Source organism: Pontibacter diazotrophicus (assembly GCF_003367245.1).
Classification (GTDB): Bacteria; Bacteroidota; Bacteroidia; order Cytophagales; family Hymenobacteraceae; genus Pontibacter; species Pontibacter diazotrophicus.
In genome coordinates this window covers 16,615-29,110 of sequence record NZ_QRGR01000016.1, presented here as the reverse complement: position 1 = coordinate 29,110, position 12,496 = coordinate 16,615, and the positions used below count along the sequence as shown (strand labels likewise).

The 12,496-nt window shown below is 45.4% G+C and carries 9 protein-coding genes; 6 read left to right on the top strand and 3 right to left on the bottom strand.

What is annotated here, in order from left to right:
- The first annotated feature begins 71 nt into the window (after positions 1 to 71).
- Positions 72 to 845, top strand: a complete 774-nt coding sequence (locus DXT99_RS15230) for an AMP nucleosidase (protein WP_115566439.1) — start codon at positions 72 to 74, stop codon at positions 843 to 845.
- A gap of 10 nt (positions 846 to 855) precedes the next feature.
- Positions 856 to 2,517 (top strand): amidohydrolase, encoded by a 1,662-nt coding sequence (locus DXT99_RS15225; protein ID WP_115566438.1) that lies wholly within the window; start codon positions 856 to 858, stop codon positions 2,515 to 2,517.
- 99 nt (positions 2,518 to 2,616) lie between these two features.
- On the opposite strand, the gene DXT99_RS15220 is transcribed toward DXT99_RS15225, so the two are convergent.
- The 3 genes from DXT99_RS15220 to DXT99_RS15210 all read right to left on the bottom strand — a co-directional run bounded on the left by DXT99_RS15220 (position 2,617) and on the right by DXT99_RS15210 (position 7,068).
- A complete protein-coding gene (locus DXT99_RS15220; RefSeq protein ID WP_115566437.1) occupies positions 2,617 to 3,945 on the bottom strand; it encodes an MFS transporter in 1,329 nt (442 codons plus the stop codon).
- A 128-nt stretch (positions 3,946 to 4,073) separates the two neighbouring features.
- Positions 4,074 to 5,564: a hypothetical protein gene (locus tag DXT99_RS15215; RefSeq protein ID WP_115566436.1), complete on the bottom strand. Its 1,491-nt coding sequence runs from the start codon at positions 5,562 to 5,564 to the stop codon at positions 4,074 to 4,076.
- 19 nt (positions 5,565 to 5,583) lie between these two features.
- Positions 5,584 to 7,068 (bottom strand): hypothetical protein, encoded by a 1,485-nt coding sequence (locus tag DXT99_RS15210; RefSeq protein WP_115566435.1) that lies wholly within the window; start codon positions 7,066 to 7,068, stop codon positions 5,584 to 5,586.
- 595 nt (positions 7,069 to 7,663) lie between these two features.
- Between DXT99_RS15210 and DXT99_RS15205 the strand changes: the two genes are divergently transcribed.
- The 4 genes from DXT99_RS15205 to DXT99_RS15190 all read left to right on the top strand — a co-directional run bounded on the left by DXT99_RS15205 (position 7,664) and on the right by DXT99_RS15190 (position 12,361).
- On the top strand, positions 7,664 to 9,382 hold the full coding sequence (locus DXT99_RS15205) for an ABC transporter substrate-binding protein (RefSeq protein ID WP_246000749.1): 1,719 nt from the start codon (positions 7,664 to 7,666) through the stop codon (positions 9,380 to 9,382).
- A gap of 10 nt (positions 9,383 to 9,392) precedes the next feature.
- A complete protein-coding gene (locus DXT99_RS15200) occupies positions 9,393 to 10,784 on the top strand; it encodes an ABC transporter permease (protein ID WP_115566434.1) in 1,392 nt (463 codons plus the stop codon).
- Positions 10,781 to 11,872, top strand: a complete 1,092-nt coding sequence (locus tag DXT99_RS15195) for an ABC transporter permease (protein WP_115566433.1) — start codon at positions 10,781 to 10,783, stop codon at positions 11,870 to 11,872. The genes DXT99_RS15200 and DXT99_RS15195 overlap by 4 nt, the downstream gene beginning before the upstream one ends.
- A gap of 222 nt (positions 11,873 to 12,094) precedes the next feature.
- On the top strand, positions 12,095 to 12,361 hold the full coding sequence (locus DXT99_RS15190) for a hypothetical protein (protein ID WP_115566432.1): 267 nt from the start codon (positions 12,095 to 12,097) through the stop codon (positions 12,359 to 12,361).
- Positions 12,362 to 12,496 lie beyond the last annotated feature (135 nt).

Genomic DNA, 12,496 nt, shown 5'->3' with positions numbered 1-12,496 from the left:
GATGCTCCGCCTCAGTAGTCACGGCTGCCAGGGCGGATTTTTTATATCACCTTAAGTTGTAAAAGAAGATTATGAAGACGAAAGAAGAAATTGTAATGGACTGGCTACCCCGATACACCGGTGTGCCCTTGGATGAGTTTGGGGAGTATATCCTGCTGACGAACTTTATCAATTACGTCCGCATGTTTGCCGACCGCTTCGGAGTAGAACTGAAGGGCCTGGACAAGCCCATGCAATCGGCTACCGCCAATAACATCACCATCATTAACTTTGGTATGGGCAGTGCCATGGCTGCCACTGTGATGGATCTGCTGTCTGCCATAAAACCGAAGGCGGCCCTGTTTTTAGGAAAGTGCGGCGGCCTGAAGAGGAAAACACAGATAGGCGACCTCATCCTGCCCATCGCAGCTATCCGCGGTGAGGGTACGTCTGATGACTATCTTCCCTCTGAGATTCCTGCCCTGCCATCGTTCCGCCTGCAGCGTTCTGTATCATCCATGATCAAAAAGCATGAGCTTGACTACTGGACCGGTACGGTATATACCACCAACCGCCGCGTGTGGGAGCACGATGAAGATTTCAAGGAATACCTGCGTCAGATTCGGGCCATAGGTATTGATATGGAAACAGCCACCATTTTTACGGTTGGTTTTGTGAACGAGATACCACACGGCGCCCTGCTGCTAGTATCAGACAACCCGATGATTCCAGAGGGTGTGAAGACATCTGAAAGTGACCAGCACGTAACGGTAAACTATGCAGAAAAGCACCTGAGTATCGGCATCGATTCTCTTTTAGAACTTATAAATACAGGTGATTCTGTAAAACACATGCGCTTCGAATAAAACCCATTACATGAACAAAACCCTACGCACCCTTGCCGCTGCCCTGCTTCTGGGCAGCTCCTTCCTCAGCAGTTGCGCCAGCACCAACGAAAGCATGGAGCAAGCTGACCTGATCGTGTTTAATGGCACGGTCTATACCGTGAACGACAACTTTGACAAAGCAGAGGCCTTTGCTGTAAAAGACGGTAAAATCATAGCGGTGGGCACCACTGCCGCTATACGAGAGCAATATACTGCCGCAGAAGAGCTGGATGCAGAAGGCAAAACCATCTATCCAGGTCTCATAGATGCCCATACCCATTTCTATCGTTATGGCCTTGGCCTTCAGTCTGCGGAACTGGTGGGTACAGAGTCATTTGAAGAAGTAGTGCAGCAGTTAGTGGCGCAGCGCGAAAAATATCCGGAAGCCGATTGGATAACGGGCCGCGGCTGGGACCAGAATGATTGGCCTGAGAAGGAATTTCCTACGAAAGACACGCTGGATCTGCTTTTCCCGGAGACTCCTGTTATCATTACCCGCATAGACGGGCATGCTGCGCTGGCCAACCAGAAAGCGTTAGAGCTAGCAGGCGTAAAGCCGCAAACTAAAATGGTGGGCGGCCTGGTAGAAGTAAAAGATGGTCGCATGACGGGAATCCTGATCGATAACGCTGTGGACATGGTGACCGATAAAATACCGGAGGCGGATGAGGACGAAAAGCGACAGGCACTGAAGAACGCCGAGGCGAATGTTTTTGCCGTAGGACTTACTTCCGTGGATGATGCCGGACTGGACAAGTCGACTGTAGACCTGATAGACGCCATGCAGCAGCAGGGGGAACTACAGATACGGGTTTACGCCATGCTGAATCCTAACAAAGAGAACCAGGACTATTACTTCAAGAACGGCCCTTACAAAACTGACAGGCTGAACGTCCGCTCGTTTAAGGTATATGCTGACGGTGCGCTTGGCTCCAGGGGTGCAAACCTGTTAAAGCCCTACGCGGACCAAGACAACCACTATGGTTTCCTGCTGGCTTCTGAGCAGGAGTTCAGGGACATTGCCAAACTTTTAAACGAGCACGGCTTCCAGATGAACTCACATGCCATCGGTGACTCCGCTAACCGCCTGCTCCTCGACATTTATGGAAACGTGCTGGGTGGCAAGAATGATAAGCGCTGGCGCATTGAGCATTCCCAGATTGTAAACCCGGAGGACATGAATAAGTTCGGCCAGTACAGCATCATTCCATCTGTGCAGCCGACGCATGCCACCTCCGACTTGTACTGGGCCGGTGACAGACTGGGCAGTGAGCGCATCAGACACGCCTATCCATTCAAAGAATTGATGCAGCAGAACGGTTATATTCCCCTCGGAAGTGATTTCCCGGTAGAAGATATTAATCCTTTTTATACCTTTCATGCCGCTGTAGCCCGTCAGGATGCAAAGAACTACCCTGAAGGAGGCTTCCAGATGGAGAACGCCCTCAGCAGGGAGGATGCCTTACGCGGAATGACGGTATGGGCTGCCAGATCTAATTTCGAGGAAGGTGAAAAAGGCAGTATCGAAGCTGGCAAATTCGCTGATTTCATCCTCGTAGACAAGGACCTGATGACCATTGCCCCTGCCGAAATGCGCGGTGTGCAAGTGCTTAGCACCTATGTGAACGGAAAGCAGGTGTACAAGAAGTAATTGATTTTGACTCACTAACATAAGAAAGGCCGCTGCATAAGTTTCTGCAGCGGCCTTTCTTATGTTAGTGAGTCCGGAGGTGTGAAGCAGCCTAAAATTTTACGTGCTCGCTACCTGCACATTCTCAGCCTGCGGCTCCAGCGACTTTTTGCCCCGAACCAAAAACAGGAAGAGCAGCCCTAGGACAAAGAATGTGATAAGCGCCAGGATACTGTTTCGCATAGAGCCTGTATAATAAGCAATCATACCGTACGCCAGTGTGCCCAGCACAATAGATACTTTTTCTGTTACATCATAAAAGCTGAAGAAAGCGGCATGGTCTATTGTGGCAGTAGGTATCAGTTTAGAGTATGTGGAGCGTGAGAGCGATTGTATTCCTCCCATAACCGAACCCACCACGGCCGCAAGGGCATAAAACTGGAATTCACTGTAAGTGAAATAAGCCCCTATACAGATGCCGATCCAGATGACTACAGCAATGATAAGCGCCTGTATATTGCCGTACTTTGCAGATAGCTTCGAGAAAGTATAGGCACCGGCAACAGCCAGTAATTGTATAATTAGTATCGTCAGAATCAGCACCTCGCTTGGCAACCTTAACTCCACCTCCCCGAAAATAGCGGCAAGGTACATCACCGTCTGCACGCCCATGTTATAGAAAAAGTAAGCGAGCAGGAAGCGCTTCAGCATTGGCAACCCTTTCACCTGGTCCAGCACATGCTTCAGCTCCTTAAAGCCATTCAGTATCCAACTACCTTTCGGCTTGCGTTCATACACGTTGCCCGGCAGATGGTAAAAGGAGTATTGGGCAAAGCCAAACCACCAGATGCCTGTGGTCAGAAAGGCAATGCGGGGCGGAAGTGAGGTGTTATCCGCAGCAATCCCAAACCACTGCGGCATCATAATCATAGCCAGGTTAAACACCAGCAACAGCACACTGCCCACATACCCCATGGAAAAGCCGCGTGCACTTAACCTGTCGTACTGATCTTCGGTGGCAATTTCTGGTAGATAGGCGTTATAGAACACGATACTACCGCTAAACCCTATGGTAGCCAGCACAAAAAGTATAACCGAAAAAGTAAATGTTTCGCGGGTAAAAAAGTACAGACCGGCGCAGGAAGCAGCACCAAGGTAGCAGAACAACTGCATAAACAGCTTCTTTTTGCCACTGTAGTCGGCGATAGCAGTCAAGAAAGGGCTGAGTGCCGCAATAATGAGAAAGGCAGCTGAAATGGCATAAGTAAACAACACTGAACTGCCCAGCTCAAACCCGAGAAAGCTGATTACATCTGTTCCGTCCGGATTCCTGGCCACAGCGCTAAAGTAAATAGGAAAGATGGTGGACGTAATGACCAACGAGTAAACGGAGTTGGCCCAGTCGTAAAAGCACCAGGCTCTTGTAACGGTTGGGTTGTTCTTTTGCATCCGGTAAAATAGTAAAAATTACTATTTATTAAGCTTATCACCGGTTAAGAAAAGATAGGCCTTGCTCTTTCATGCATACATTCCCAATGTATTACACCAGGGTAAAGAAAAGGAACCGCTTACCATTATTATGAAACCCGCTTCTCCAGAACCTTTAGCACTAACTCCCACAGGTGCTCGTACGGTATAATTTCTACCTCTGCGAATGCGTCACCCGGAGGTGCCATCTGGCTTAATTTATCGTATAGCTTTTGCCCCTTTTCTTTTGACCTTATGGGATGCAAACCTTCTTTAATCACTAACAGTAGCAGCCTTAACAACAATCGTGGCCGTTCTGATTTCTCCCCACGCAGATACTTAGATATATACTTCCTCATCCTTTCTGCCTGTGATTCATAATCGTCAATACTCTGAATCGAAAAGCTTTTGATCGTATCCAAAACGAGCAGCGATAAGTTGAAACCAGCCTTGTCCTTGGGCAGCATTACAAGTTCAGTCAGCACTCCCTGAGGCAAATTTTTTACATTAATAGAGGGCATGATAGTATGCATCATTAGCAAATACTTCCTATATAACTCCCACCTTTCCTTTGCGGCATTCTGGATTGTGTGGATATGCTGGTTCCCCAAACTCTGCTGCATCAATTCACTGGCCAACTCATAGTTCTTTGAATGCAGCGCCAAGAGCAGGTAGTTCTCCATATATGCGAACCAGTTTACTGTATGGGGTTCGAATAGCAGAAGATACTCTTGTGCAAGCGAAATTCCTGTTTCATATTGCCTTGTTCTGAGCAAAGCATAAATGCGAATAAAAGCGTTGTACCTGTGGTTAAACCAATTAGAGTGTATACGTCCCTCATTTAACAGTTTCTCAGCTTTCTCAACAGCGTCAGAAATAGCCTTGTAATTACCACACAACTCCAGATACTGAATACTTAAAATGTGATAAAGATCAAAAATACGGGAGGATTGTGATTTCTCCCACAGAACATTTAATTCGCTGATAACCTCTAGTAACTCAGGCAAAAATTTGTTTCTGTTGCTTACACCTGACTTCAATTCAAGAGAAGTAAGTTGGAACAACTTTGTTGCTTCGCGTTCACATGCCAATAGTTCGTAGTACTTCAGAAGTTCATTCTCCGCTTCCTTATATGCTCTTTTGCTATATATAGCTGAGTTTACAACTTGCTTTTGCTCTAATGCTCTGACCATGACAGAAGTTAGCCCGTCAGCCTTTGCCATAGCTATAACCTGGTTGATTAGCTTATCTGCAATCTGAAATTCATCTGCAATAAGTAGGCATTGCACCTCTAGCATTGATACATTACACTGGTAGTTTTCTACACTGTGGGCTTTAAATTTGCTCGTTGGAAAATCTAAAAAATGTAATTGATTGAAAAGCTTTTTCCGCAACCTTGATTTCAGCATGCGGTATGTAGCAGATAAACTTTCCTTTCCATAAAGAGCTAAAGCAGCATCCTCATCACGTTCAACTTCACCCTGCTTAATCAACTTAAATAACTTAGTCTCTAAGCTGCTTTCATCTTGTTGATTAATGAGAGGTGATGATTTATTGCTTCGTTCTACAACTAGCCTTACCAGTCTTTTTAATTCATCCATTTATTCAGGTGCTTCCGGATTAAGATTTGCTTTCTAATATAGAAAGGATGTGTTCCCAAAGATGCTCATAGGGTACTATTTCAATTTCAGCGTAAGCATCACCGGGAGGAGGCGTTTCGATGAGCCTTTGATACAGCTTCTGCCCTTTCTTCTTACAGGCATCCGCTTCGAAGTCCTCTGTGACTGTTAAAATGAGAAGCTTTAGAAATGTTTTACTCCTTAAACTAAAGGTATCTTTCAGGTGAGTTAAAATATACTTTTTTAAGCTTTCAATGCGATACAAGAGTGCCTCTGAATCTTCTTTTTGCAAGAAGTATATGAACTGAAGAATCAGAATAGCCACATTGAATCCTAACTTGTCTTTGCTGTATTCTGGCAAAGATAAGCCATACGGATTCTTTTGAAGAGATATTTCTGCAGTGGTAATCGGAGCTATAAATCCGTAGTATGCTTGATAAAGGCTCCACCTTTCTTTGGCAGATTTAGCAATTATTTTGTAGGAGGGGTTTTCAAATACTCTTCGAAGAAGAATCCAAGCCAGTTCGTATTGACGGCAGTGCAAAGCAAGCAGAAAGTAATTTTCCATGAATGAAAACCAATTCACAGAAGAATACCTGAAATCATTACAGTACAATTCAGCATATTTTAATCCATCCTCATACTTCTTACTCCGTAAATGTGCATAGACCAAAATAAACTTGTTGTAATTTGTATTAAAAAGCAACTTGTTTACTAAGCCTTCTTCAACCCATTTAAAGGAGGCTACAGTCATTTCAACTATTTTGTCAAAATCGCCTTCTAATTCGTAATAAGAAATAGATGTCTTATAGTATGCTTCAAAGGCATTGAAAGATCTTGTCTGCTGCCAAATTAATTCCAATTTTGCCACTATTGAAGGGACTTTAGGAATGAGGTTTTTACGTGTAGTAATAGACTTCTTAAGGTAAAGCTTAACTGTTTGATACATTCTTACAGCTTCCATTTCCTTGTTAAGCTTTTCTGTTTTTGCTTCAAGTTCTTTTATAGTTTTATCAAACATCTTAACGTTACCATTTTCTGTGTAACAAAAAGACTTTAATTCAAGAGCAGAGACTAAGTGATTAGTAAAGTCAAATTCTTCAGCAATAGCTATAACTTTGTTAGAAAGATTGATTACAAGATCAAGTTCATACTCTCTCTTCAATATATGTGCCTGATGAAGTAGTGTTATACATTCATGTTCCTTTTGATAATGATTATTGAAACCTAGCTTATTGAAATCAATGAGTATTAGCTTGTTATAAAGCTTCTTCTTCATTCGGTGTTTTAGCATTTTATACCGAACATCGTTTGGAGTTGTGCCATAAATATCTAGAGCAGCAGCTTCATCTGAGTTATAATTTTTACTTTTTAAATTTTCAATGAACTTCTTTTCTTTACTATTGCGCCCATTTTCTAAAGGTAAAGATTGGTTTAAGTTTGCACCATTTGTTACTATATCTGTTAACTTCAATAATTCATTCATAACAAATAGGTCATAAAGTAATAAAATTTTGACAATAGTTAATATAGCTTAATATAGTATAATAAAAGTCCTTGTTACTAAATTGTTAACATTTGGCTTTATTTTAAACCATAAATTTGAGATTTTTGATCACGTCATCACTATCAACGTTGTTACTTTCGTCTAATTTCCATGTATAAAATTTGCTTATTTTATTGGATTAACCAACTCTCCTGTAAAATATATAAAAAAGATTATACTTAAAATTATTTTTGCATAAATTACTTATCAAACAAAACATTCCTTTTTACTCGTGCTTCAAAACTTAACCTTTGTTAGGTAAATCATTAACAACTTTAACTCTTATAGAAATGGTAGAATTACTAATCTCACTACTTATAACACTCACTACTCCAATTAGTGATGCAACTACTACCTCAAAGAAAGATGGTGGTAAGACTAGCCCAACTATTACGACTACTGTACCAGGTCCAACTACACATGGTGGAACAGGAACTTGGGCAGATGGCACACATTAAGCCCTAACATTTCCTAAATTTAATATTCTTTTTCCCTAACTTGCCCTTAACAATATCTTTAGCCAAAGGGTAGTTAAATGAGAAATTTCAGGTTATTTTTAGTAAGCCTTTTAGTAGTTCTTTCATGCTGTAATCAGCCCGCACGTGCCCCTGAGGAGGTGCGGGTGCGACTGGCGGTGGATCCGGAAACATTGAACCCGGTAAACTATAGTGATGCGGGAGCGCTACAAATAGTAAACCTGCTGTTTCAGAGCATGCTGAGTGCAGACCTCGCGGATGACAAGATCAAGCCTTTCCTGGCGGCAGAAATGCCACAGGTAGAGCGCCAGGATTCCGTGACGCTGTTCACCTACCAAATCAGGGAGGAGGCAACCTGGACGGATGGCTCGCCTGTAACAGCAGCAGATGTTGCCTTTACCCTGAAAGTGCTGAAAGCTCCGTTGCTCAACAACGAGTTTTTAAAACCACAGGTACAGTTCATTCGGGATATCAGGATAGATGCCTCCAACTCAAAGCGCTTTGCGCTTGTGTGTGCAGGGTACAGCCCTGAGATGGAGTTGCTGACAGGAGATTTTTTCATACTCCCGGCATATCTGTTTGATCCGGAAGCACTGCTGCAACCGATTGAGGTGGCAGCACTAAGCGGAGGCCTTTCCGAGCTAGAAAACAACGAGAATCTAAAGGCATTTGCAGCGAAATTCAACTCTCAGGAGTATGGGCACAGCACTGCCATGCTGCAAGGCAGCGGTGGCTACCTGCTTGAAGAGTGGGCAAACGGGCAATACCTTGCATTGAAGCGCAAAAGCGACTGGTGGGGAAATGACATACCCGATGCACCACACCTGACCGCAAATCCGGAGCGAATCAGCTTCCAGGTAATTCCTGACAACACCACTGCTTTACTGGCTCTTAAGAACAGGCAGCTTGATGTTTTAGAAAATATTGAGGCCGCTGAGTTCGACAAAATCAGGAACGACGAGAGTTTCAAGGAAGACTATTCGCTTTACTCCCCAGATGCCTACGAATTTGTTTATGCCGGTCTTAATACGCGCTCCCCTAAGCTTTCCGACAAACGTACCCGACAGGCCATTGCCCATCTGCTGGATGTAACCAGTATTATACAGGTCTCTCAGCGAAATTATGCCACTCCTACTGTTGGCCCTATCCCTCCCTCTGTACAAGAGTACTACAACAGCAGTCTGGAACTCCGCAGCTATAACGCAGACAAAGTAACCAGCTTACTCAGCGCCTCAGGATGGCAAAAAGAACAGGATGGGTGGTATAAAACTATTAATGGCCAAAGAGAGCAGCTGACTATTGAAGTCAACTATAAAGCTGGCAGCACCGCGTTTGAGACAGCCGCTATAATTTTCCAGCAAAGGGCCGCAGAGGTGGGTATACCGGTACAGGTGCAGGGTATGGAGAATAGTTTATTGAGCACCAACCTAAGGCGGCATGAATATGAGATGTTTTTCCGGTCACTGTCTGGCAATCCGTTTGTGTACGATTTTCAGCCCTTGCTCCATACTACTTTCGCTTCTGAAGGTGGTATGAACGTTACCGGGTTCGGTACGCCTGAAAGCGACAGCGTGTTAGATGCCATCAATAGGACCGAATCACCACAGGAAAAAGCGAAGCTCTTAAAGCGCCTCCAGGAAATCCTGCATGAGGAGGCGGCTTTCATCTCTATGTATTACCGTCAAGATCGCCTTGCTGTGCACCGCCGGTTCGACAATATAAAAGTATCCGGACTGAAGCCAAACTATGATGTGAGCGCGTTCACGTTACAGGAATAAGTAGCGCTCAATGTTACCCTACCTTCTCAAGCGATTACTCCTGGCTATACCTGCCTTGTGGTTAATGGCGACTGTTGTATTCCTGCTCAGCAGGCTATTGCCAGGTTCTTTTGCCTCGGAACGAATCCTGGAGAGCAGCGCCGGGTATTATAGCAAAGGCACTGAAAGCGACAGGCAGGCCGCTTATCAGAGTTACGTCCGGAGAACCGGACTAGATCTGCCTTTGTTCTATTTCTCGGTGGCCCCGGCAACTCAGCCACCAGACTCCCTGAACCAGATTTATAATGAACCCAGGCAGGAGCAACTCAGGAAGCTTGCCTGGCACTATGGCAGCAAGCATCATGCAGTGGCATATCTATCAAGCACAGAGCTACTAGAAAGGCAACTGCAAACTTATCCTGATGCTTCCCTCAAGCACCACCTTCAGATACTGCGAGCGGAAGTAAAGTATGAACATTTGCAGAAAACTGCTAAAAGCGCTGTAGCGGTCGCCAGCAATCCGCAGGTAAAGCAGGCGGCGGAGCAGGTGCTTGAAAGGCTACAGATTATGCAGCAAGAGCGGGCATCTTTCGCTTTTCTGGTTCCGCAACTAAGCTGGAACGGCCGCCAGAATCAATACCACCAATGGCTCATACGACTCCTCCAAGGCGATCTGGGCACATCCTACAGAAGCAGCCGCCCTGTGCTGGCACTCCTAATAGAGGCGATTGGCAATACGTGGTGGCTCCTGATCTGCAGCATGGCAATTACACTGGCGCTGGCACTGGAGTTGAGCATCCTGATGGTGAAGAAAAAAAGCCGGTTCCTTCATAAGCTGCTGCTGCCTTTTCTATTCATCACCGACAGTATTCCCGTTTTTGTGCTGGCGCTGCTGCTGCTGGTGCTGCTGGCAAACCCGGACTTTATACAGCTCTTTCCGGTTTATGGCATGGGCTATTATTCTCCCCAGCAACTAAGCTTTTGGCAACAGTTAAGCCAATGGTGGCAATATATGACACTGCCCATGCTTTGCCTCGTGCTTTCCAGCCTGCCCTACATCACAAACCAGGTCTACGCCTCCATCCATTCGGCAATGCGGGCAGACTATACCCGTACTGCCAGGGCGAAGGGGCTGGCAGAAGGCGCTATCATAAGGCGGCACGTTCTCCGGAATTCGCTGTTGCCCATTATCACCATTGCTTCTGATATACTTCCTGCCCTGGTGGCTGGCACCCTGATCATCGAAACGATATTTGCAGTACCGGGCATTGGGCGTCTGTTGATAGATTCGGTGATGGCCCGGGACTACCCGGTGCTCATCGGCATTGTGCTGGTTATAGCAGCTTTCAGAATTATAGCTTTCCTGCTGGCCGATTTGGGCTATGCCTGGACTGATCCGCGCATCAAGCAGCAATTGGCATGAAGCAGGTCTGGCAAAATATCGTTGACCTCTGGCGCCGCAAAACAGCTTTTCAAATGGCGGCCGGTTATCTCATACTGCTCCTTCTGCTGGTGCTGGTGTTGCCCTGGCTCCCCCTCCCTTATGGTCCGGACAAACTTGATTATGCCCATACATTTCAGCCACCGTTTGAGCCTGCCACTGCACCTGATGAGGCGCGGCACCTGCTGGGTACAGACGGTTTGGGAAGAGACGTATTTTCCAACATGCTGTATGGTGCCCGCACTGCGCTTCTCATCAGCGTACCTGTGATGCTGCTCGCTACGCTCTTAGGTCTGATTTTAGGCGCAGGAGCAGGATTTTACGCAGACCGTGGCTTCACCATGCACAGGAGCAGCTTGCTGGTGCTAGTGCTGGGAATCATCTGTTTTTGTTACTACGGCCTCTATCTCCCTATTCAAATTACGCGTCTAGGTCTGGGGGCAACTGCACTTGCTGCAAGCCTTATAACCGGTATCCTGCTACTCATGTTACTTTCTGGCTTTTTCGTGTTGCTACATAAAAGAGTAACTTTTTTTCGGAAACGGTTAGCCGTTCCCGTGGACCAAATAGTGCTGCGATTGATTGAAGGCCTTTCCACCATACCACGTTTTGTGCTGATACTGGTACTGGCCTCTTTCCTGCCTCCCTCTGTTGTTTTACTTTCATTGATTCTTGTACTCACCATCTGGACAAACGTGGCACGCCTGGCGCGCGCAGAAATGCTTCGGATAAAGCAGCTGCCATACTTTGAGGCGGCAAAAAGCATCGGTCTGCGTGCCAACCAACTCCTTCTGCGGCATGCGCTGCCCAACCTTGCAGGGCCTGTATTGGTAGCCTTTACCTTTGGACTTGGGGGATTACTCGCTCTCGAATCAACATTATCTTTTCTTAGTATTGGTGTGCCGACCACACTGGTTAGCTGGGGAAGAATGATAGCAAATATTCGTTCAAATACTTCTGCCTGGTGGCTGGTAGTCTTTCCCGGAGGCTTTCTTTCGTTAACAGTACTGGCATTTTACACCTGTAGCCATTACTTAACACAAAGTTTTTCTAAAAATAGCAAGGGTTAAAATGTTACTTTTTGCGATTTTAAACCTCATTCTCACACTACTCTCATCACCACTAGCGGCAAAAAGCATCCTTCATACTAAAACAATAAAGCGTTTCAAGGCTCAAAGTATAGTGCTGATTGCCTGAACATTCATGTTACCTGCAGTGCTTAATATTCCTGTTTCCTGAAGGCTGGTATGCGTAAAATTGTAACGTATTAAAACCCCAAGCTCCCGATTAACATGAATACCACCGTTCACCAATCATCTCAGAAACAGGCAGAAAGCTGCTACAAAAGTACATGTTTGTCTGCCATTGCTTTATTAAAAGCAGGCACCCATGAAGAAGAACATGTAGGATACGCCACCATAGATGGCAACATGATCCACCATGTAGAAGTAGCAAGCGCTGTAAATAATGGTGCCGGAATATTTATAGGAGATTACTTTGTGGGCTTCGCTGATAACTATCATTCCATCAGCCTTTCTGCTCCCTTTATTCGCTATTGATACGTTGGCTCTCCCCGGAGCCAAAGCATTAAATATATTTTTGGTTAGTAATAAATTTGTTGGTTGTTTGTGTTTAGATTAGCATTAGCCCTGTAGTCCCCCCTACAGGGCTTTTGTTTTGCCAAGCTGTTGCGT

Excerpts from the sequence above, each read along its gene's own strand:
- DXT99_RS15230 (WP_115566439.1), top strand. The coding sequence starts at position 72 with ATGAAGACGAAAGAAGAAATTGTAATGGACTGGCTACCCCGATACACC.
- DXT99_RS15225 (WP_115566438.1), top strand. The coding sequence starts at position 856 with ATGAACAAAACCCTACGCACCCTTGCCGCTGCCCTGCTTCTGGGCAGC.
- DXT99_RS15220 (WP_115566437.1), bottom strand. The coding sequence starts at position 3,945 with ATGCAAAAGAACAACCCAACCGTTACAAGAGCCTGGTGCTTTTACGAC.
- DXT99_RS15215 (WP_115566436.1), bottom strand. The coding sequence starts at position 5,564 with ATGGATGAATTAAAAAGACTGGTAAGGCTAGTTGTAGAACGAAGCAAT.
- DXT99_RS15210 (WP_115566435.1), bottom strand. The coding sequence starts at position 7,068 with ATGAATGAATTATTGAAGTTAACAGATATAGTAACAAATGGTGCAAAC.
- DXT99_RS15205 (WP_246000749.1), top strand. The coding sequence starts at position 7,664 with ATGAGAAATTTCAGGTTATTTTTAGTAAGCCTTTTAGTAGTTCTTTCA.
- DXT99_RS15200 (WP_115566434.1), top strand. The coding sequence starts at position 9,393 with ATGTTACCCTACCTTCTCAAGCGATTACTCCTGGCTATACCTGCCTTG.
- DXT99_RS15195 (WP_115566433.1), top strand. The coding sequence starts at position 10,781 with ATGAAGCAGGTCTGGCAAAATATCGTTGACCTCTGGCGCCGCAAAACA.
- DXT99_RS15190 (WP_115566432.1), top strand. The coding sequence starts at position 12,095 with ATGAATACCACCGTTCACCAATCATCTCAGAAACAGGCAGAAAGCTGC.